The organism is Streptomyces sp. CA-249302, assembly GCF_050936785.1.
Taxonomy (GTDB): domain Bacteria; phylum Actinomycetota; class Actinomycetes; order Streptomycetales; family Streptomycetaceae; genus Streptomyces.
This window is the reverse complement of the sequence record NZ_JBNJMG010000001.1, coordinates 3350285-3369994: the sequence shown is the minus strand read 5'-3', so window position 1 is coordinate 3369994 and position 19710 is coordinate 3350285. Positions and strand designations below refer to the sequence as shown.

General features: G+C 71.1%; 18 protein-coding genes. 7 read left to right on the top strand and 11 right to left on the bottom strand.

Annotated elements, in window-relative coordinates; genetic code table 11:
* Positions 1 to 81: 81 nt before the first annotated feature.
* Both ACQEWB_RS15170 and ACQEWB_RS15165 read left to right on the top strand, forming a co-directional pair.
* Entirely contained in the window at positions 82 to 1080 is a 999-nt protein-coding gene (locus ACQEWB_RS15170; protein ID WP_432831090.1) for an NADP-dependent oxidoreductase, read from the top strand.
* Positions 1081 to 1196: 116 nt separating this feature from the next.
* Complete coding sequence (locus tag ACQEWB_RS15165) at positions 1197 to 1616, top strand: organic hydroperoxide resistance protein (RefSeq protein ID WP_432831088.1); 420 nt, start codon at positions 1197 to 1199, stop codon at positions 1614 to 1616.
* Positions 1617 to 1713: 97 nt separating this feature from the next.
* Here ACQEWB_RS15165 and ACQEWB_RS15160 read toward each other — a convergent pair whose 3' ends face one another.
* Together ACQEWB_RS15160 and ACQEWB_RS15155 are read right to left on the bottom strand one after the other, a co-directional pair.
* The gene (locus ACQEWB_RS15160) at positions 1714 to 2868 is read right to left on the bottom strand and encodes a serine hydrolase domain-containing protein (protein WP_432831086.1); all 1155 of its coding nucleotides are present in this window, start codon (positions 2866 to 2868) and stop codon (positions 1714 to 1716) included.
* Between the two features lie 42 nt (positions 2869 to 2910).
* A complete protein-coding gene (locus tag ACQEWB_RS15155; protein ID WP_432831084.1) occupies positions 2911 to 5460 on the bottom strand; it encodes a M14 family zinc carboxypeptidase in 2550 nt (849 codons plus the stop codon).
* Between the two features lie 173 nt (positions 5461 to 5633).
* Between ACQEWB_RS15155 and ACQEWB_RS15150 the strand changes: the two genes are divergently transcribed.
* On the top strand, positions 5634 to 6497 hold the full coding sequence (locus ACQEWB_RS15150) for a hypothetical protein (RefSeq protein ID WP_432831082.1): 864 nt from the start codon (positions 5634 to 5636) through the stop codon (positions 6495 to 6497).
* Positions 6498 to 6531: 34 nt separating this feature from the next.
* Positions 6532 to 7329, top strand: a complete 798-nt coding sequence (locus ACQEWB_RS15145) for an EI24 domain-containing protein (RefSeq protein WP_432831080.1) — start codon at positions 6532 to 6534, stop codon at positions 7327 to 7329.
* Here ACQEWB_RS15145 and ACQEWB_RS15140 read toward each other — a convergent pair.
* Together ACQEWB_RS15140 and ACQEWB_RS15135 are read right to left on the bottom strand one after the other, a co-directional pair.
* Complete coding sequence (locus ACQEWB_RS15140) at positions 7319 to 8581, bottom strand: pyroglutamyl peptidase (protein WP_432831078.1); 1263 nt, start codon at positions 8579 to 8581, stop codon at positions 7319 to 7321. The genes ACQEWB_RS15145 and ACQEWB_RS15140 overlap by 11 nt on opposite strands.
* A gap of 115 nt (positions 8582 to 8696) precedes the next feature.
* Complete coding sequence (locus ACQEWB_RS15135) at positions 8697 to 9629, bottom strand: LysR family transcriptional regulator (protein WP_432831076.1); 933 nt, start codon at positions 9627 to 9629, stop codon at positions 8697 to 8699.
* 58 nt (positions 9630 to 9687) lie between these two features.
* Between ACQEWB_RS15135 and ACQEWB_RS15130 the strand changes: the two genes are divergently transcribed.
* The gene (locus tag ACQEWB_RS15130; protein ID WP_432831074.1) at positions 9688 to 10086 is read left to right on the top strand and encodes a RidA family protein; all 399 of its coding nucleotides are present in this window, start codon (positions 9688 to 9690) and stop codon (positions 10084 to 10086) included.
* Here the strand turns inward: ACQEWB_RS15130 and ACQEWB_RS15125 are convergent.
* Complete coding sequence (locus ACQEWB_RS15125; protein ID WP_432831072.1) at positions 10058 to 10639, bottom strand: TetR/AcrR family transcriptional regulator; 582 nt, start codon at positions 10637 to 10639, stop codon at positions 10058 to 10060. The genes ACQEWB_RS15130 and ACQEWB_RS15125 overlap by 29 nt on opposite strands.
* Positions 10640 to 10744: 105 nt before the next feature.
* Here ACQEWB_RS15125 and ACQEWB_RS15120 point away from each other — a divergent pair, with 105 nt between their 5' ends.
* Positions 10745 to 13216: a glycoside hydrolase family 3 protein gene (locus ACQEWB_RS15120; RefSeq protein ID WP_432831070.1), complete on the top strand. Its 2472-nt coding sequence runs from the start codon at positions 10745 to 10747 to the stop codon at positions 13214 to 13216.
* 80 nt (positions 13217 to 13296) lie between these two features.
* Here ACQEWB_RS15120 and ACQEWB_RS15115 read toward each other — a convergent pair whose 3' ends face one another.
* Both ACQEWB_RS15115 and ACQEWB_RS15110 read right to left on the bottom strand, forming a co-directional pair.
* Positions 13297 to 14268: an aldose epimerase family protein gene (locus tag ACQEWB_RS15115; RefSeq protein ID WP_432831068.1), complete on the bottom strand. Its 972-nt coding sequence runs from the start codon at positions 14266 to 14268 to the stop codon at positions 13297 to 13299.
* A 32-nt stretch (positions 14269 to 14300) separates the two neighbouring features.
* The gene (locus tag ACQEWB_RS15110; protein WP_432831066.1) at positions 14301 to 15185 is read right to left on the bottom strand and encodes an SGNH/GDSL hydrolase family protein; all 885 of its coding nucleotides are present in this window, start codon (positions 15183 to 15185) and stop codon (positions 14301 to 14303) included.
* A 259-nt stretch (positions 15186 to 15444) separates the two neighbouring features.
* Here ACQEWB_RS15110 and ACQEWB_RS15105 point away from each other — a divergent pair, with 259 nt between their 5' ends.
* Positions 15445 to 15939, top strand: coding sequence for a DUF3145 domain-containing protein (locus ACQEWB_RS15105; protein WP_360517861.1), 495 nt, complete (start codon positions 15445 to 15447; stop codon positions 15937 to 15939).
* Between the two features lie 77 nt (positions 15940 to 16016).
* Here ACQEWB_RS15105 and ACQEWB_RS15100 read toward each other — a convergent pair whose 3' ends face one another.
* The 4 genes from ACQEWB_RS15100 to ACQEWB_RS15085 form a co-directional block, all read right to left on the bottom strand.
* Positions 16017 to 17288, bottom strand: coding sequence for a beta-ketoacyl-[acyl-carrier-protein] synthase family protein (locus ACQEWB_RS15100; RefSeq protein ID WP_432831064.1), 1272 nt, complete (start codon positions 17286 to 17288; stop codon positions 16017 to 16019).
* 83 nt (positions 17289 to 17371) lie between these two features.
* The gene (locus ACQEWB_RS15095; protein WP_015660680.1) at positions 17372 to 17620 is read right to left on the bottom strand and encodes an acyl carrier protein; all 249 of its coding nucleotides are present in this window, start codon (positions 17618 to 17620) and stop codon (positions 17372 to 17374) included.
* A gap of 79 nt (positions 17621 to 17699) precedes the next feature.
* Positions 17700 to 18695, bottom strand: a complete 996-nt coding sequence (locus ACQEWB_RS15090) for a ketoacyl-ACP synthase III (protein WP_432831061.1) — start codon at positions 18693 to 18695, stop codon at positions 17700 to 17702.
* Positions 18696 to 18711: 16 nt separating this feature from the next.
* A complete protein-coding gene (locus ACQEWB_RS15085) occupies positions 18712 to 19635 on the bottom strand; it encodes an ACP S-malonyltransferase (protein ID WP_432831059.1) in 924 nt (307 codons plus the stop codon).
* Positions 19636 to 19710: the final 75 nt, after the last annotated feature.

Sequence of the window (19710 nt, the reverse complement as noted above, 5' to 3'; positions counted from 1 at the left end):
CTGAAATATTCAGGAGCATTGTTGTTTCAGGTACTGAAGTATTTTCCCGCACGCAGTCCGTAGATCAAGAAAGGCCCTGTCATGATCAACCGCGAATGGCACCTGCTCAGCCGCCCCGAGGGCTGGCCGAAGCCCGAGGACTTCGCCCTGGTCGAGACAGAGGTCCCGACGCCCCGCGAGGGCCAGGTGCTGGTCCGGAACAAGTACGTCTCCGTCGACCCGTACATGCGCGGCCGGATGAGCGCCGCCAAGTCCTACGTCGCCCCCTTCGAGCTCGGCAAGGTCATGCAGGGCGGCGCGGTCGGCGAGGTCGTCGCCTCGAATGCCGAGGGCATCGCCGTCGGCGACCACGTCCTGCACTTCCTCGGCTGGCGCGAGTACGCGGCCACCGACGCGAAGAACGTCGTGAAGGTCGACCCCGAGGCCGCCCCCCTCTCCACCTATCTCGGCGTCCTCGGCATGACCGGCCTCACCGCCTACGCCGGCCTGCTGCGCACCGCCTCCTTCAAGGAGGGCGACTCCGTGTTCGTGTCCGGCGCCGCGGGTGCCGTGGGCAGCCAGGTCGGCCAGATCGCCAAGCTCAAGGGCGCCTCCCGGGTCATCGGCTCGGCCGGCTCCGACGAGAAGGTCAAGCTGCTCGTCGAGGAGTACGGCTTCGACGCGGCCTTCAACTACAAGACCGGCAAGGTGAGCGCGCAGCTGCGCGAGGCCGCGCCCGACGGTGTCGACGTGTACTTCGACAACGTCGGCGGCGACCACCTGGAGGCGGCCATCGGTTCCCTCAACCAGGGCGGCCGGATCGCGGTCTGCGGCATGATCTCGGTCTACAACAGCACCGAGCCGGTGCCGGGCCCGCGCAACCTCGCCCGCCTCATCCAGACCCGCGGCCGCATCGAGGGCTTCCTGGTGGGCGACCACTACGACCTTCAGCAGCAGTTCGTCTCCGAGGTCGGCCCGTGGGTGGCCGCCGGGCAGCTGAAGTACCGCGAGACCGTCGTCGAGGGCATCGAGAACAACCTGGAGGCGTTCCTCGGGGTCCTGCGCGGCGACAACACCGGAAAGATGATCGTCAAGCTGTAGGTCTTCCGAGGCCGAGAGGCCTCTTCCCTGCTGTTTCCGGCATGCGGTAACTTCTTTCCGAATTCCGTCGTCGATCGTGGGCGCGAGTCACGGCGGACCGAGGAGGAGGACACCGCATGTCCATTCAGCAGACCGACGTCCTGTACACCGCCGTCGCCACCGCCGAGAACGGCCGTGACGGCCGGGTCGCCACCGACGACGGCCGGCTCGACGTCGTCGTGAACCCGCCGAAGGAGATGGGCGGCAGCGGCGAGGGCACCAACCCCGAGCAGCTGTTCGCCGCCGGGTACAGCGCCTGCTTCCAGGGCGCCCTCGGCGTCGTCGCCCGCCAGGAGCGGGCCGACCTCTCCGGCTCCACGGTCACCGCGAAGGTCGGCATCGGCAGGAACGACGACGGCTTCGGCATCATCGTCGAGATCTCGGCGACCATCCCGAACACGGACACCGACACCGCCCGGGCCCTCCTGGAGAAGGCCCACCAGGTCTGCCCGTACTCGAAGGCGACGCGGGGGAACATCAGCGTGACGCTGGTGTGACACCGCTCGTTGCGTAGGACGGAGGCCGCACCCTAGGACGTGGGGTGCGGCTTCTGTCTTTGCTCCGGTCCGTTTCTGTCCTTGCTCCGGTCCGCGGTCAGCTCGCCAGTGCCGCCGCGTGCACGGCCTTCACCAACCGGTCGTTCTCCGGAGCGGCCCCGCCCGGGTAGGCCACCCGTCGGCGCGCGTAGCCGTAGGCGACCCCGCTGCGCGGGTCCGCGAAGGCCTGGGAGCCGCTCGCGCCGCTGTGGCCGAAGGCGCCCGCGCCCAGGAACGGGTACCAGGGGTCGGAGAAGACCGCCTGGAAGCCGAGCCCGAAGGACTTGTGCGCCCGGGCCACCAGGTCGTACCCGGTCGAGTGGATCTGGCCGACCTCGGCCATGGTGTCCGGCTTCAGCAGCGGCGGCCGCTCCGCCACCTCGCTGATCGCCGCCGCGTACATCCCGGCCAGCCCCCGTGCCGCGGCCACCCCGCCCGCCGACGCCGGCCCCTTGGCGCGCACGGCACGGGAGTTGGCGTAGTCCACCAGGTCCCCCGGCTCGGGCACATGCGTGTTGAAGGCGATCGACGTGAGCGAATGCGGCCCCTTCGGCGTCGCGTCCAGCACCACTTGCTGTGCCGGCGTCGGAGCCATCGGCTGCACCGACCGGAAGCGGGGCTCCAGCGCCTCGGGCAGCCCCAGGAAGAAGTCCAGCGCGTACGGCGCCCGCACGCGCTCCTCGTACACCTCCTGGAGCGTACGGCCGGTGGCCCGCCGCACCACCTCGCCGGTGAGCGCGCCGATGACCAGCGCGTGGTAGCCGAACGCCGTGCCGGGACGCCAGAACGGCCGCTGGTCCGCGAGCCGTTCGGCGATCGCGCGGTCGTCGGCCAGCTCGTCGTCGGTGAAGCCCGCGTCGAGACCGATCACTCCGGACCGGTGGGCCAGCAGATCGCGCAGGGTCAGCTGGCCCTTGCCCTCGGCCCCGAACTCCGGCCAGTAGTACGTCACTTTGCGATCCAGCTCCAGCGTGCCCTCCTGCACGAGCAGCGCGACCACCAGATGGGCGGCGCCCTTGGTCGACGAGAAGACACCGAAGAGGGAGTCCGGTCCGACACCCTCACCGGCCCACAGGTCGACGACCCTTCTGCCGTGCACGTACGCGCACAACTGGCCCTCGTAGTCCGGCAGTTCCCCCGCCACGAACGCGGCGAACTCCTCGCGCACCGCCTCGAAGCCGTCGGCGACGGTGCCGTGGATCTCCTGAGTCATCCGCTCTCCTCACCTGAACCGCTGTTCGTACGAGCCGTCGTGCTACCGGGCCATTGTGATCAACGCCCGTCCGACCTGCGCGAATTCCCCCTTCGGATGATCCCGGAAGAGGGGTTCGGTGCCGAACAGGACGGCATGCGGGCCACTGACGACCGAGGCTCGCCCGGCCGCCGCGGCGGGGCCGCCGGAACCGTCGCCGAGCGGCCTCCAGTGCCCGGACAGGAGGAGACCGCTCGTCGCGTACGACTGCTCCACCCGGACGCCGGGACCCAGGTCCGTGAACCACACCGGCGCGTACACGAACCCGTAGTCCGGGGCGCCCGCGGTCACCGGCCCCGAATTCACCACGCGCACCACGCCGTTGGCGTCCCCGTTGCCCTCGACCGGCTTCGCGGCCAGCAGACCGGCCGCCGAGTCGAGGGCCGCGCCCACGGCCCCACGGCCGACGAAGCCGTGCCCGGCGTCGAGGAAGGCGTCGAGGGCCTTACGCGCGCTTTCGTTCAGGTCGCCGTACTCCAGCCCCGCCGACACGAACAGCACATCGGCCGAAGACCAGTCGAACCCGGCGTTCAGCACATCCGTCGACACCGGTGTGACCTCGAAGCCCATCTCCCGCAGCGCGAACAGCTCACCGGGAGTGACGGCGGCGGCAACACGCAGGCGGGGAAGGGGAGTTGTGGCATGGCTGCCCGATGCCACGTCGAAGGCGACGTCGTACGTGTCCGCCGCCACCGCGGCCTTCGCGCGCGCCGACGCCGGGACGATCACACTGCCGTCGGCCGACCGTCGTACCGGAACGCCTTGCTGAAGAAGGGAGTTGAGCGCCGCGAACTCCTGTGGATCGGTCAGACCCAGCCGAAGGTCGCCGCGCGGCGGGAGATATGCGACGGGCGTGGCCGCGGCAACAGCCCGCAGTGGCACGTCCTTCAGGCTTCCGGACGTCACGGGCGTGACCGTCGCACCCCACAGCCGCCCCAGACTCCAGCCCGAGATGTCGTACATCACCGACACCTTGTCGCTGATGTCCCGCCCGTCCCCGAGCAGGGAGTTGGCGAGACCGCGCTTGGGCTGGTGCATGTCGACGACGTACGTGCCCTTCGGATACGACCGTCCGCCGAGCCGGAAGGCGCGGCTCGCGCGGGAGACGCGCACGTCGTTGGCGACGAGGTGGTCGACGAGACGGGCGGCGGCGGTGGACCCGGCCCCGGCGCTCCCTCCGGCGCCCGCCGGAATCACGTACGCGCGCGGGAAGTCGGTCGTGTAGACGTCCTCCGGCCCGATCCCCGGCACCCCCGGCACGGTCTCCGTGCTCACCGGCACCTGGGCCGCGCCCGCCGCCCCGCGCCGGAAGACCTCGATCTGGTCGGCGATCAGTGAACTCCGACTGCTCTGCACGAAGTTCAGCGTCGCCTTCATGGCGGCGCCCGCGACGGCCACGTTGACGGAGGCGCGGCGGCGCAGTTCCGCGACCGGCAGGGTGTCGTACTCCTCGTTGTTGACGGCGAGGGGGATCTCCACCGTGTGCGCGGCGACCGTGCCGTGGAAGGCCGCGTACTGCGGGGTGAAGATCGGCGGCCAGTCGTCCCAGCCCTCCTGCTGGTCCCGGAAGGGGATCTGGACCGGCTCGACGCCGTCCTTCTGCGGTGTGTAACCGAGGCCGTTGACGGCGGCCTCCATGCCGAGGGCGTTGGCATAGGTGTTCTTGAGGAAGAGGTCGTACTCGTAGTTCTCGCCGTGCGGGGGAGTCGTCGGCTCGATGAGGGTGCCGTTGACGTACCCGTGCAGATCCAGCATCGCGGCCGGCTGCTTGTCGATCTCGATCTGCCGCATCGCCCGCACCTCGGGCTGCGAGGCGGTGACGAAGTCCCGGTTCAGGTCGAAGCCGTTGGCGTTCGCCCGGGTTCCGGCGATACGGCCGTCCGGGTTCGCGGTGATGTTGAAGTAGAGCCGGGTGTGGGCGAGGAGCTCCTTGGTCCTGGTGTCCCTCGCGGTGGCGAGCTGCTCGATGAGACCGAGGGAGGCGTCGGTGCCCTCCCACTCGTTGCCGTGGATGTTGTTGTTGAAGAAGACCGGGGCCTTGTAACCCGCCTTGATCTCAAGCGACTTGGCGGCGACCGTGGGCGCGTTCTCGATCAGCTCGCGCATCCGCTCCTGCGCCCGGGCGGCGCGGGCCGACTCCGGCGCGGTGACGGTGACCAGGTACAGCCGGTGCCCACCCGCCGAGCGGCCGGTGACCTCGACGCTCACCCGGTCGCCCAGCGCCTGGAGGGCGTTCAGCCTCGGGGCGATGGCGTGGTACGGGGTGAGGCCGAGCTTGATGGACTTGTCGGCGGGGTTCTCCGGGTCGGGGGAGAGGACCTGCCGGCGCGGGTAGCCGCGGGTGGCGTCGAGGGCGGGGGCCGACCGGTCGTCGAGGGCCCTTCGCGCCGCGGACTCCGGGGTCTTCGCCGCCCGGTGGTCGGGGGCCGAGCCCTCCCGGACCGGTGGTTTCGGGCGGGCGTCGGCGACATAGGGGGTGAGCAGGAACGAGCCGGTCAGTGCGACGGTGGCGATCAGAGCGGGTCTCGCAAGGACGGTTCTCGTGGTGCGCACGCGTACCTCCTCCGGGGCTTCCGTAGATCGGTACGGCGAGATGTACCTGTTCGACTCAACCTCAACAAGAGGGAGTCGGCGTCACGGATACCCCGGATGGCGCATACCGGGCGCCCGGAAGGGGGCATGCTGGGGGCGGACCGCCGGCGACGCCCGTGAGGCGAGGAGAGCCCATGGCAACGATCCCTTCGCTCCCGACCAGGGACGACGTGCTGCGCATGGCACGGAACACGACCGACATCACCGGCCAACTCCTGGACACGGCCGGGAACATCACCAGGATCGCGATCAACACCTTCGACCCGAGGGACGGTTCCGGCGCGGAGGTGCTGCGCGTACTGCGGGAGACCACGGCCGAACTGGCCGAGGCGAGCGCGTCGCCCCAGGCCCAGGAGGCCTTCTACCGCATAGTCGACACCCTGACCCGCCTCGGCACGACCGGCGCCCCCCTAGCCGTCCACCCGGTCAGCGAACCGGCCCAGGCCCTCCTGACCGCCCTCGGCGACAGCCTCCTGCCGATCCTGGACGCGGTGGAACCGGCGGTCGAGGAGTTCGCGGACGCGATGGGCGACCTGGTGGAGGCGACGTCCCCGCTGCTGCCGGCCGCGGCGGGCGTGGCGGCGGGCACGCTGCTCGCCGTGACCCCGATTCTGCGGGCGGCGGCGGACGTCCTACGGGACTCGTCCCCCGAACTCCGCCGCATAGCCGACGCGTTGACGGCAGCCCTGGCCCCTCTGATGCCGCTCCAGGTGGCGTTGGCGGAACGCGCGGCGGCGGCCGGAGCGGGCGTGGTCCGGGCAACCCTCCCACCCCTGGCCGACCTCACGGAGGCAGCGGCGGCGACGACGAAGGCGGCCCGCCCGGTGCTGATAGCCGGCGAGGAGCTGGTGGTGTCGGCCCTGGAACAACTCCAGCCCCTGATGCTGGCAGCGGCCAACCGTGCGGGCCGCATCGCGAGGGCGGCGGCGGTACGGGTGTCGGCGGCGGTGTCACCGGCGGGCGACCAGGGAATCGTGGTCGCCGTTTCACCGGCATGACCGAGGCCGAACCCTCCCCGGTAAAGTCTTCCCCATGCGCGATCTTGGGGCAGGCTTCACGTACCTCCTGAAGGGCCAACGCTGGGTAGCCCGCCACGGCAAGCAGTACGGCTTCGGCCTGCTGCCGGGCCTGATAACCCTCGTTCTGTATGTGGTGGCGCTCGTCGCGCTGGCGATGTGGGGCGAGGACTTCGTCGGCTGGGCGACCCCCTTCGCCGACGACTGGTCCAGCCCCTGGCAGGGCCTCTTCCGGGGTTTCCTCACCGCCGTGCTCTTCGCCCTCGGCCTCCTCCTGTCCGTCCTCACCTTCACCGCCGTAACGCTCCTGATCGGCCAGCCCTTCTACGAGAACCTCTCCGAGAAGGTCGACCGCGACGTCTCCCCGGACGGCACCGCCCCCGAGTCCGGCCTCCCGCTCTGGCGCGAGCTGTGGATCTCGGCCCGCGACAGCCTGCGCATCCTCGTGCGCGCCCTGCTCTGGGGCATCCTGCTCTTCGCCTGCGGGTTCCTCCCGCTGGTCGGCCAGACCGTCGTCCCGGTGCTCGGCTTCTTCGTCACCGGCTTCTTCCTCACCGAGGAACTCGCCGCCGTCGCCCTCCAGCGCCGTGGCGTCGAACTCCGCGCCCGCCTCACCCTCCTGCGCTCCCGCAGGACCCTGGTCTGGGGCTTCGGCACCCCGCTGGCCCTCGCCTTCGTGGTGCCGTTCGTCGCGGTGTTCCTGATGCCCGGCGCGGTCGCGGGCGCCACGCTGATGGCCCGCGACCTGCTGGGCGAGGAGATCACCGAGGACGAGGACGAGGACGAAGACGAGGACGAGCCGGCTACTTCCTGAAGGTCACGTCCGCCGCAACGGTGATGATCGACCGCACCTGAGCGATGATGTCCACCCGGTTCTGCACGAACTCCGGATCGGTCACCGCCCCGGTCGCCGGATCCGTGTTCCCCGCCCCGAACTGGAGCACCGGCGTGTGCACATGCCCGCCCGGCAGCGTGTCGTGCAGCCCGAGCCGGTCGCGCAGCAGCGTCGCGCGGTAGGCGATCTCGTTGGAGAGATAGTTCCCGCCGCCCCCGGCACGCGCCGTGGACCCCTCGGTCGGCCCGTCCGGCCGCACCACCGCGGCCGTCCCTCCCGCCGGTATCTCGGTCACCTCGGTGTGGTCGTACACCGGGAAACGCCCCGTGTCCGCGGCCACAATCTCCTTGTACGGCAAGGTCGTTGTCGTCCACTGCGGCTGCGAGGCCGGATCGCTCACCGGGACGGTCTCGGTCCGCCCGATGTTGTCGTTGTCCGGAAACCCGCCCCGCCAGGCCCCGTTGGTCCGCTCCACGTCGAACCGCCCGACCCGCCCCTGACTCACGGTCGTGAACAGATCCACCTTCTTCAGATACGGCCGCAACGTCCGCTCCACCGTCCCGTCGGTGAAGTCCTGCCACCGCACCGGGAATACGACGGTCTCGACCCGCGCCGGCCCTTCCGCCGTCCGGATCACGCTCCCGTCGAGCGCGAGCGCGGTCGCCCCGGACGGATTGGAGATCCGGATGTCCCGGTCCAGCGTGAACGGGTCGAAGCCGGTGACGAGGATCCGCCTCATCTTCTTTCCGTGCGAATAGCGGACGTCGGTCTGCCCGCGGGAGGTCTTCTCCAACTCGCCCAGCAGAGCCGCACGTTGACCGTCACTGAGCCCGAACTCCGGCTCCCACGTCCGTACTTCCCTCGTCATCCCGAGCCGCGCCCAGTACAACGGCCGGTCGTCGTCCCGACTCAGATCCCCGCCCGCCGGACCACGCCCCTGCGCCCGGTCCACGGCCCGCCGCCATAGCGCCGACCCCTCGTGCACGAGGATCCGCCGGGCCTGTGCGTAGGAGTGCGCCTCGCCCAACTCCCCTTCCAGGCGCGGCGCCACGTCGTCGAACCCGGACCGGCGGAGGATCTCCTGCGGTACGGCCTTGTCGAGTCGCTGTTCCTCGACGGTGGGGGAGGGAGCGGGACTCTCGGCCGCAGTGGCCGTGGCCGTGGCGGGGGCGGAGAGCCCCGCGGTGAGGGCCAGTCCGAGGACGATGATCCGAACACGTAGGGAATTCAAGGGAGTTGAGTCCTTCCGTCGCCGTGGTGGGGGAGCGTGGTGCGGACGGACGCAGTATCGCGTGACGGAAGTGGTCTACGCCATGGGGTGGGACTCGGGGCCTGTCCGGCAGGGCCTAGGCGGGGATCTTCCCGGCCGCCTCCCGCAGCGCCCCGACGAAGGCCTCGGCCGCCGGGGCCGGCGTCCGCCCGCGGGCCGTCGCCGCGTACACCGCCCGGGCCGGGGCACCTTCGTCGAGCACCGGCAGCAGGACGACGTCCGGGCGGACCGACTCCGCGGCGAGCGCCGGGACCAGGGCCACGCCGAGGCCCGCGGCGACGTACCCCTGTTTGGCGGTCCACTCGCCGACGACGTGCGCGATGCGCGGGCGGAAGCCCTGGCGCACGGCCGCGTCGAGGAGCGTGCCCTCGGGGCGGGGGCCGCCGGAGATCCAGTCGGCGTCGGCGAGCCGGCCGAGCCGGACGGGGCCGGACCCGGTGAGGGGGTGGCCGGCGGGGACGGCGACGTACAGGGACTCGTCGAGGAGGTGGTGCAGGTCGTACGACTCCAGGGGCGCGCCCGGTGTCGTGGAGACGACCGCGAGGTCGAGGTGGCCGGCGGTCAGCCGGTCCAGGAGGCGTGGGGTGAGGCCCTCCTCGCGGGAGAGGCGGACGCGGGGGTGACGGGCGCGGAAGGCGGCGAGGGCGTGCGGGACCAGCGCCGCGTCGGCGGTGGGGAAGGCCCCGAACCGCAGCCGCCCGCCCGCCACTTCACGCAACGCGGCCAGCTCACGTCCGGCGCCGTGCAGGGCGTCGGTGACGGTCTCCGCGTACGGCACGAGCACCCGCCCGGCCTCGGTGAGCCGCACCCCGCGGGGCAGCCGGTCGAAGAGCGGGCCGCCCCCCAACGCCTGCTCCAGCGAGGCGATCTGCCGCGACACGGCCGACTGGGTCCACCCGAGCCCCCGCGCGGCCCCGGTGAAGGACCCGTGCCGGGCGACATCGAGGAACGCCCGCAACCACACGGTGGACAACTCCGGTTCGCGCTGCGAGTGATGCGGGTTTGGCATGTCAGCCATGCTAGACATTCGCTTGTGGCATCACAGCGGCCGACCTAGCGTCAGAGGCATGCAGATCACCCTGGGCAACCCCGCCGGCGCACCCCAGCCCCTGACCCCGTACTACTCCCAGGTCGCCCGCGTCGAACACGCCGACGGCGGCGCCCTGTTGTTCCTCTCCGGCCAGATAGCCGAGGGCGAGACACTGGCGGATCAGTCACGCGGCGTCTTCGAAACGATCGACGTCCTCCTGAGGGCCCACGGCGCGACCCTGGCGGACATCATCAACATCCGCACCTACCTGACCGACATCACCAAGCTCGCCGAATACGGGACCGTACGAAGGCAGTTCCTCACCGGCACCCCACCGACCAGCATGACCTTCGAGGTACCGCGGCTGTTCCGGCCGGAGGCGCTGGTGGAGGTCGAAGTCGTCGCCGTCACTCCACGCTCTCGCCCAGCAGGCTGAGGAAGTCCCGGAACGCGCCCGGCATGTCCACCGACTCCGGGTCCAGCAGCCACTGGTACTGGAGGCCGTCCATCACCGCGACCAGCAGAGGGGCCGTGCGTTCCGGGGTCAGGCCGTTCGGGAGGCGGTCGCCGTACTCGGTGCGCAGGACCGCCGCCATGCTCTCCCGCACCTGGCGGTAGCGGTCCGTGAAGTACCCGCGCGCCGGGTGCCCCTCCGTCACGCTCTCGCCCAGCAGCGCCGAGAAGGTCTGGATGATGCCGGGGCGCATCGCGTTGTACTCGACGAGGGAGGCGAGGAGATCGACCCGCCACTGCGTCGCCGGTACGGCGTCCCACTGGTCCCGTTCCTCCAGCACCGCGACGAGCAGCGCCTCCTTGGTCGGGAAGTGGTGCAGCAGCCCCTGCTGGGTGAGCCCGACCCGCTCCGCCACCGCGGCCAGGCTCGCGCCCCGGTAACCGCGCTCGGCGATCACTTCCAGCGCCGCCCGGACTATCTCCGCGCGCCGCTCCTCGCTCCTGACCCTGGCGTTCATGGCGTCACCGTACGGCATCCGAGTTCTGTGATTATTACGGCACGATAACGAAACCTACCGCGTTACAGGTAGCGGGTGCACGATGGGTGCCAGGACGACATGACTCGACGAGGAGGCACCGCGATGGCGGCTACCCCGGGAAACCCGGCCGATCAGGCCCGTGCGGCGGCCGTGGAGGCGGCCCTCGGCAAGCTGGACCTGGACGCGAAGGCCCGGCTGCTGGCCGGCCAGGACATGTGGTCGCTGCCCGAACTGCCGGAGATCGGCCTGCAGTCCCTCGTCATGTCCGACGGGCCGATCGGTGTCCGGGGCGTGCGCTGGACCGCCGACGACCCGTCGATCGCCCTGCCCTCCCCGACCGCCCTCGCCGCCACCTGGGACCCGGCGCTCGCCCGCCGCGCCGGCACCCTGCTCGCCCAGGAGGCCCGCCGCAAGGGCGTGCATGTGCTGCTCGCCCCGACGGTCAACCTCCATCGCTCCCCGCTCGGCGGACGGCACTTCGAGGCGTACAGCGAGGACCCGTACCTGACGGGACACATCGGCGCGGGGTACGTGACGGGCGTACAGGAAGGCGGCGTCGGCACCACCGTCAAGCACTTCGTCGCCAACGACGCCGAGACCGACCGCTTCACGGTGAACAACCTGGTGAGCGAACGCGCCCTGCGCGAGCTCTACTTGAGCCCCTTCGAGATCATCGTCGAGAACGCCCACCCGTGGGGCATCATGACCGCCTACAACACGGTCAACGGCACGACGATGACCGAGCACCGGTATCTCGTGAACGAGGTGCTGCGCGGCGAGTGGGGCTTCGACGGCTACAACGTCTCCGACTGGATGGCCGGGCGCTCGACGGTCGGTGCCGTCGAGGGCGGGCTCGACGTCGCCATGCCGGGGCCGAAGACCGTCTACGGCGAGGCCCTCGCCCAGGCCGTCCGCGACGGGAAGGTCGAGGAGCCGACGGTCGACGAGGCCGTCCGCAACGTCCTGCGGCTCGCCGCCCGCGTGGGCGCCCTGGAAGGCGCCGAACCGGCCGTCACCGAACTCCCGGCGACGGTCGACGGCGAGGCCCTGGCCCGCGAGATCGCCCGCCGCGCCTTCGTCCTCGTCAAGAACGACACCACCGTCAAGAACGACACCACCGTCGAGAACGGCGACAGGGCCCTGCCCCTGAAGCCCGGCACCGTCGCCCTCATCGGCGCCGCCGCCCGCGACGCCCGGGTCCTCGGCGGCGGCTCGGCCACCGTCTTCCCGGCCCGGATCGTCTCCCCGCTCGACGGCCTCACCGCCGTCCTGCCCGATGTCACCTACGCCGTCGGCGCCGACCCCAACACCGAACTCGCCGTCGCCGACAAGGGGTTCAGCCTCAGGGCGGTCTGCCGGGACGCCGACGGGAACGTCATCGGCACCGGCTCCGCCCCCAACGGCCAGCTCCAGTGGATGGGCACCGACCTCCCCGAGGGCGTCACCCACGACCGCCTGCACACCGTCGAGCTGACCGGCACCTTCACCCCGCGCGACTCCGGCCCGCACACCTTCGGCATCAAGGGCACAGGCCACTTCACCCTCGCCGTGGACGGCACCACGTACTACGACGACGTCCAGCGCCCCGCCGACGACAGCGACCCCTTCGAGGCCTTCTTCGGCTCCCCGGTACCCCGCGCCCAGGCCGAACTCACCGCCGGCGAACCGGTCGACGTCTCCCTCACCTACGTCTTCGCGCTCCCCGAGGAGATCCCCTTCAAGGTCGTCGCCTTCGCCCTGGCCCACCAGGAGCCGCAGCGCGACCCCGACGAGCTGATCGCCGAGGCCGTCGAGGCCGCCCGCGCCGCCGACACCGCCGTCGTCGTGGTCGCCACCACCGACCGCGTCGAGTCCGAGGGCTTCGACCGGGGGGACCTCGCCCTCCCCGGCCGCCAGGACGAACTGGTCCGCGCCGTCGCCGCCGCCAACCCGAACACGGTGGTGGTCGTGAACTCCGGCTCCCCGGTCGAACTCCCGTGGCGGGACGAGGTCGCCGCCGTACTGCTCAGCTGGTTCCCCGGCCAGGAGGGCGGCGCGGCCCTGGCCGACGTGCTGACCGGCGCGCACGAGCCGGGCGGCCGGCTCCCCACCACCTGGGGCTCCCTGTCCGACGCCCCGGTGACACAGGTGACCCCGGCCGACGGCGAACTGCCGTACACCGAGGACGTCTTCATCGGCTACCGCGCCTGGGAGAAGGAGGGCCGGACCCCCTCGTACCCCTTCGGGCACGGCCTCGGCTACACCGACTGGACCTATGAGTCGGCGGAGGTCGAAGGCACCACGGTCCGGGTGCGCGTGCGCAACTCCGGGGAGCGGGCGGGGCGGGAGGTCGTGCAGGTGTACCTGGCGCCGGGGGAGGCGGACGCGGGGCGTCCGGTGCGCTGGCTGGCCGGGTTCGCGGGTGTGGAGGCGGGCCCGGGGGAGGTCGTCGAAGCCGTCGTCGAACTGCCCCGGCGCGCCTTCGAGGTCTGGGACGAGACGGCGCGTGCCTGGTCGTTTGTGAAGGGTTCGTACGAGATCCAGGTCAGCCGCTCGATCACGGACCGCCGCCTCACCGCGACTATTAACGTCTGATCCGGGACAAGAACCCCCACGAACAGCCCCGGTCCGGGACCTGACCCCTGGACCGGGGCTCGTGTGTTCCCAGGGCCCGGCTACCGGGTCGTGAAGCCGTACACGGTCGTCGAGCGGAACACCCCGCCCGGCCGCAGTACCGTCCCCGGGAAGTCCGGCTGGTTCGGGGAGTCCGGGAAGTGCTGGGTCTCCAGCGCCACGCCGTCGCCGGGGGCGAAGGGCTCGGGCAGGTGGTCGGCGGTGTACAGCTGGAGGCCGGGCTCGGTGGTCGTCACGGTCAGGACGCGGCCGGACGCCGGGTCGTGCAGCTCGGCCACCTCGCGCGGCGTCTGGGTGACCCCGCCGGTCAGCACGAAGTTGTGGTCGTACCCGGAGCCGACCTTCCTCGTCTCCCGGAAGTCGAAGCGCGTCCCCGCCACCTCGGCGAGCTCGCCGGTCGGGATCAGGTCGGCGTCGACGGGGGTGTAGCGGGAGGCGTCGAGCCGCAGTTCATGGCCGCCCGCGTGGCCGGAGCCGGCCAGGTTCCAGTACGAGTGGTTCGTCAGGTTCACGACGGTCGGCGCGTCGGTCACCGCCTCGTACGCGATCCGCAGCGAGCCGGTGTCGTCGAGCGTGTAGGTCGCCGAGACGTCGAGGCGCCCCGGGAAGCCCTCCTCCCCGTGCTCGCTCACCCGCGACAGCCGTACCCCGTCCGCCACCGGCGTCACGTCCCACACCCGCTTGTCGAAGCCGCGCCCGCCGCCGTGCAGGGAGTTGGGCGCGTTGTTGGGCTCCAGGGCGTACGTCACGCCGTCCAGCGGGAAGCGGCCACCGGCGATCCGGTTGGCGTACCGGCCGATCAGGGCCCCGAAGTAAGGCCCCGGGCAGCTCAGATATCCGTCCAGCTCGGCGAACCCCAGCACCACGTTCCCGGTACGGCCGTCCCGGTCCGGGACCTCCACCGACTGCACGATGCCGCCATACGACAGGATCCGCACCCGCACGCCGGCCCGCTCCAGGGTCCAGCGGTGCACCGGGGTGCCGTCGGAAAGTGTGCCGAAGTGTTCGCTCATGAGCGGAACTCTAGGTCACCGGCCTGTCCGGCTCACGACTCCTTCGCCGTGACGGCGCGGTAGGCGATCTCCGCGAGCCGCGCCTGACCGTTCACACTCGGATGGAACCAGTCCCAGTGGCTCAACTGGTCGGTCCCGAACCGGTAGTCGTACACCGCGCCCCCGTCGAACCGGCACCGCCGGTCCTTCCCGCACACCTCCTTCAGCACCCCGTTGTACGCCTCCACCCGCTTCTGCACGGTGTCCCGCCGCAGGGTCGCCGCCGAGTCCAGCGCGTCCGCGTCGCCCAGCATCGACGGGCAGATCCCGAGCTTCCACACCTGCTTGCCCAGCTCGTTGGTCCGCCCCTGGGACCACAGCCGCTTCAGGTTCGGCACGCTCGCCACGTACACCTGCGCCTTCGGCAGATCGTCACGCAGGGTGCCCAGCGCGTCCTCGAAGTCGGCCCGGAACTCGGCCACCGAGGTCATCGCCGAGGTCGACGACCGGCACGCGTCATTCGCTCCGACCATCACCGTCACCAACTGCGGCTTCCTCGCCGCCGCCCGCGCCATCTGCCCGGGCAGATCGGCCATCCGCGCCCCGGTCACCGCGTAGTTCCAGCTGGCCTCGGCCGCCTTCGCCTTCCCCAGCAGTCTTACGGCGAGACTGTCGACCTTGGTGCTCGTGCCGGTCGCCCAGGACACCTCCGGGCAGTCCGACAGCACCGTGCACGCGTCGAAGCCGCGGGTGATGGAGTCCCCGACGGCGGCGATCGACGCCGGGCTCGCGTCCCACGCCGGCGCCGTCGTCCGCGCGCTGTGCGCCTTGGCCCCGGTCGGCCCGGCGGAGTTGCCGCCGACGGCGTCACAGCCGACGGCACCACCCAGAACGGCCGTCGCCGCGACGCTTGCGAGCAAAGCCCCAGGCTTCCGCATCCGCTGCTGTTCCCCTCGGTCGACGTATGTGGAGGTGTCCTCCCATAACAACGCGCGAGAGTTCCCGATCTCGGTCCGCTGCAACGGTTCACACCCGTACAAGCGTCCTGCCGGGTGAATGGCGGGCGTTTCGGCGCATCGGGACCGACGGTACGTCACACTCCTTGCGCCGCCGCACGGTAGCCTCGCCATCAACGTGGCTGCCCGGCCACACCGTCCGCCAGTTCGCAAGATCGTCCTGTTCTGCCCGGAGGTCCCGGTGACGACACGTGGAGTTCTGTACGTGCACTCCGCTCCGCGCGCGCTGTGCCCGCACGTCGAGTGGGCCGTCGCCGGAGTGCTCGGCACGCGCGTCAACCTCGACTGGATCCGGCAGCCGGCCGCACCCGGCACCTGGCGCTCGGAGTTCTCCTGGCAGGGCGAGGTCGGCACCGCCTCCAAACTGGCGTCGGCCCTCAGAGGCTGGCACCTGCTCCGCTTCGAGGTCACGGCCGAGCCCTGCGCCAAGGCCGAGGGCGAGCGCTACAGCTGCACCCCCGACCTCGGCATCTTCCACGCGGTCACCGGCATCCACGGCGACATCCTGATCCCGGAGGACCGCCTACGGGCGGCTCTGACCCGCTCCCAGCGCGGCGAGACCGACCTGGAGGCGGAGATCGCCAAGCTCCTGGGCAAGCCGTGGGACGACGAGCTGGAGCCGTTCCGGTACGCGGGCGAGGGAGCGCCGGTGCGCTGGCTGCACCAGGTCGTCTGAGCTTCCGTACACACCGAGTACACACCGAAGGGCCCCCACCGACCGGTGGGGGCCCTTCAGTTGCGTACGAGCGATTCTCAGATCGTGCGGAACGCCAGCACCACGTTGTGCCCGCCGAAGCCGAACGAGTCGTTCAGCGCGGCGATGCGGCCCTCCACGGGCAGCTTGCGGGCTTCGCCGCGGACGACGTCCGCGTTGGCCTCCGCCTCCGGGTCGAGGTTCTCGACGTTGATGGTCGGCGGAGCCACCCGGTGGTACAGGGCGAGCACGGTCGCGACCGTCTCGATGCCGCCGGCGCCGCCGAGCAGGTGACCGGTCATCGACTTCGTCGCGGAGACCGCCATGTGGTCCGCGTCGTCGCCGAACACCTTGCGCAGCGCCTTCAGCTCGGCGATGTCACCGGCCGGTGTCGACGTCGCGTGCGCGTTGACGTGCACGATCTCCGCCGGGTCCAGGTCGGTGCCCTCCATCAGGTGCTGCAGCGCGGCCGAGATGCCGCGACCCTCCGGCTCCGGCTGCACGATGTCGTGGCCGTCGGCGGAGATGCCCTGCCCGACCGCCTCGGCGTACACCCGCGCACCGCGCTTGGCGGCGTGCTCGGCGGACTCCAGGACCACGACGCCCGCGCCCTCGCCGAGGACGAAGCCGTCACGGGCGGTGTCGTAGGGACGCGAGGCACCCTCGGGGTTCTCGTTGTTCTTGGACATCGCCATCATGTTGCCGAACGCGGCGATGGGCAGCGGGTGGATGGCCGCCTCGGTGCCACCCGCGACGACCACGTCGGCGCGGCCGGTGCGGATCATCTCGATGGCGTAGCCGATGGCCTCGGCGCCGGAGGCGCACGCGGAGACCGGCGTGTGCACGCCCGCCCGGGCGCCCACCAGCAGACCCACGTTGGCCGAGGGGCCGTTCGGCATCAGCATGGGGACGGTGTGCGGGGAGACGCGGCGGACGCCCTTCTCCTTGAGCACGTCGTACTGGTCGAGGAGGGTCGTCACGCCACCGATGCCGGAGGCGATGACCGCGCCGAGGCGGTCGGGGTCGACGTTGCCGTCCTCGCCCGCCTTGTCGGTGAAACCGGCGTCCGCCCAGGCCTCCTTGGCCGCGACCAGCGCGAACTGCGCCGAGCGGTCCAGGCGGCGGGCCTGCGGCCGCGGGATGACCTCGGTGGGCTCCACGGCGACCGGCGCCGCGATACGGACCGCCTGCTCGGCGGCCCACTCCTGCTCCAGGGGCTTCACACCGGACTTGCCGGCGATCAGGCCCTCCCAGGTAGAGGCTGCGTCGCCACCCAGCGGTGTGGTTGCGCCGATACCGGTGACGACCACGGTGCGATTGGTCGGGCTCACGGGAAATCTTTCTCCAATTACGGGGATCAAACGGCGCCACCGCCGGGTGGCGGGGCCAGGCAGCCGGGGCCTAGAGGGTGAACTCAGGCCTGGTGCTTGAGGATGTAGTCGGTCGCGTCGCCGACCGTCTTGAGGTTCTTGACGTCCTCGTCCGGGATCTTGACGTCGAAGCGCTCTTCGGCGGCGACGACGACCTCGACCATGGACAGCGAGTCGACGTCCAGGTCGTCGGTGAAGGACTTGTCCAGCTGGACGTCCTCAACCGGGATGCCGGCGATCTCGTTCACGATGTCGGCGAGACCGGCGACGATCTCTTCCTGAGTGGCGGCCATGTCAGGCGCTCCTTCTTTGTGATCCAGAGGGTTTGGCAGTGATGCTCCCGTACCGGACGTGTGATCCGGCACGGAGTGCCTAGGGGAGGGTAACGACAGTCGCGGCGTAGACGAGACCCGCCCCGAAGCCGATGACGAGCGCGGTGTCGCCGCTCTTCGCCTCACCGGTCGCCAGAAGCCGCTCCATCGCGAGCGGGATCGAGGCGGCCGAGGTGTTGCCGGTGGTGCGTACGTCACGCGCGACCGTGACGTGCTCCGGCAGTTTCAGCGTCTTCACCATCGAGTCGATGATCCGCTCGTTGGCCTGGTGGGGAATGAAGACGTCCAGGTCGTTCGCGCTGATTCCGGCCGCGTCCAGCGCCTGCTGGGCGACCTTCGCCATCTCGAACACGGCCCAGCGGAACACCGCCTGGCCCTCCTGCGTGATCGCAGGGAACTTGCCCGTGGAGTCGTACTCGGTCCACGCCACGGTCTGCTTGATGGTCTCCGACTTGTCGCCCTCGGAGCCCCAGACGGTCGGGCCGATCGCCGGCTCCTTCGCCGGGCCCACCACGACCGCGCCCGCGCCGTCGCCGAACAGGAAGGCGGTGGCCCGGTCCTCGAGGTCGGTGAGGTCGGACAGCCGCTCCACGCCGATGACGAGGACGTACTCCGCGGAGCCCTCGACGATCATGCCCTTGGCGAGCGTGAGGCCGTAACCGAAGCCCGCGCAGCCCGCCGAGATGTCGAACGCGGCGGCCTTGTTCGTGCCCAGCTTGTCGGCGATCTCGGTCGCGACGGCCGGGGTCTGCTTGAAGTGCGAGACGGTCGAGACGATCACGCCGCCGATCTGCTCGGCGGAGATCCCGGCGTCGGCGATCGCCTTGCCGGACGCCTCGATGGACATCGCGGCGACGGTCTCCTGGTCGTTCGCCCAGTGCCGGGTCTCGATGCCGGAGCGCGAACGGATCCACTCGTCGGAGGAGTCGATCGTCTCGAGGATCACCTCGTTCGGCACCACGCGGACGGGGCGGTAGCCGCCCACACCGAGGATGCGCGCGTACGGGGCGCCCTTGCTGGGCTTGATCTTCGACATGCTCTCGGGCTCCTTCTCAGGCACTGTGCTCGGCGATGAGATCGCGAGCCGCGTCGAGGTCGTCGGGGGTCTTGAGCGCGAGCGTCTTCACGCCCGGCAGCGCGCGCTTGGCGAGGCCGACCAGCGTGCCACCGGGGGAGACCTCGATGATCGCGGTCGCGCCGAGCTCCTTGAACGTCTCCATGCACAGGTCCCAGCGGACCGGGTTGGCGACCTGGCCGACCAGGCGCTCCAGCACCTCGGCGCCGGTGGCGACCGTCTGCCCGTCCTTGTTCGAGACATACGTGACCGTCGGGTCGCCCGGCGTCAGATCGGCGGCGGCCTTGGCCAGCGCGTCGACCGCGGGGGCCATGTGGTGCGTGTGGAAGGCGCCGGCCACCTTCAGGGCGATGACCTTGCGGACGCCCGCCGGGGGCTCCTCGTTCAGCGCGGCGAGCTGCTCCAGGGTGCCCGCGGCGACGATCTGGCCCGCGCCGTTCACGTTCGCCGGGGTCAGGCCGAGCTTCTCCAGGTGCGCGACGGAGACCTCGGGGTCGCCGCCGAGCAGCGCCGACATGCCGGTCCCGGTGATCGCGGCGGCCTCGGCCATCGCCAGACCACGCCTGCGTACGAGGGCCAGCGCGGCGGTGTCGTCGAGGACACCGGCGAAGGCGGCGGCGGTGATCTCACCGACGGAATGTCCGGCGACGGCGCCCGGCGCGATGTCGGAGATGTCACCGAGTGCCGCGGCGGACAGGATCCCGGCCGCGACGAGGAGCGGCTGGGCGACAGCCGTGTCCCGAATGGCGTCGGCGTCGGCCTGGGTGCCGTAGTGGGCGAGGTCCAGGCCGATGGCGTCCGACCACGCGGCGACGCGGTCGGCGGCACCGGGGAGGTCGAGCCAGGGAGTCAGGAAGCCGGGCGTCTGGGCGCCCTGGCCGGGAGCGACGAGTACGAGCACTCTCACACTCTCTCTTGTGGACGGCCACGGCCGCCCGTGGGGACAGGGACGAAGAACACGAGGGGGTTTTGTGGG

What these genes read in the sequence shown, in the direction of transcription:
- ACQEWB_RS15170 (WP_432831090.1), top strand. Translation starts at nt 82, where the DNA reads ATGATCAACCGCGAATGGCACCTGCTCAGCCGCCCCGAGGGCTGGCCG.
- ACQEWB_RS15165 (WP_432831088.1), top strand. Translation starts at nt 1,197, where the DNA reads ATGTCCATTCAGCAGACCGACGTCCTGTACACCGCCGTCGCCACCGCC.
- ACQEWB_RS15160 (WP_432831086.1), bottom strand. Translation starts at nt 2,868, where the DNA reads ATGACTCAGGAGATCCACGGCACCGTCGCCGACGGCTTCGAGGCGGTG.
- ACQEWB_RS15150 (WP_432831082.1), top strand. Translation starts at nt 5,634, where the DNA reads ATGGCAACGATCCCTTCGCTCCCGACCAGGGACGACGTGCTGCGCATG.
- ACQEWB_RS15145 (WP_432831080.1), top strand. Translation starts at nt 6,532, where the DNA reads ATGCGCGATCTTGGGGCAGGCTTCACGTACCTCCTGAAGGGCCAACGC.
- ACQEWB_RS15135 (WP_432831076.1), bottom strand. Translation starts at nt 9,629, where the DNA reads ATGCCAAACCCGCATCACTCGCAGCGCGAACCGGAGTTGTCCACCGTG.
- ACQEWB_RS15130 (WP_432831074.1), top strand. Translation starts at nt 9,688, where the DNA reads ATGCAGATCACCCTGGGCAACCCCGCCGGCGCACCCCAGCCCCTGACC.
- ACQEWB_RS15125 (WP_432831072.1), bottom strand. Translation starts at nt 10,639, where the DNA reads ATGCCGTACGGTGACGCCATGAACGCCAGGGTCAGGAGCGAGGAGCGG.
- ACQEWB_RS15120 (WP_432831070.1), top strand. Translation starts at nt 10,745, where the DNA reads ATGGCGGCTACCCCGGGAAACCCGGCCGATCAGGCCCGTGCGGCGGCC.
- ACQEWB_RS15115 (WP_432831068.1), bottom strand. Translation starts at nt 14,268, where the DNA reads ATGAGCGAACACTTCGGCACACTTTCCGACGGCACCCCGGTGCACCGC.
- ACQEWB_RS15110 (WP_432831066.1), bottom strand. Translation starts at nt 15,185, where the DNA reads ATGCGGAAGCCTGGGGCTTTGCTCGCAAGCGTCGCGGCGACGGCCGTT.
- ACQEWB_RS15095 (WP_015660680.1), bottom strand. Translation starts at nt 17,620, where the DNA reads ATGGCCGCCACTCAGGAAGAGATCGTCGCCGGTCTCGCCGACATCGTG.
- ACQEWB_RS15090 (WP_432831061.1), bottom strand. Translation starts at nt 18,695, where the DNA reads ATGTCGAAGATCAAGCCCAGCAAGGGCGCCCCGTACGCGCGCATCCTC.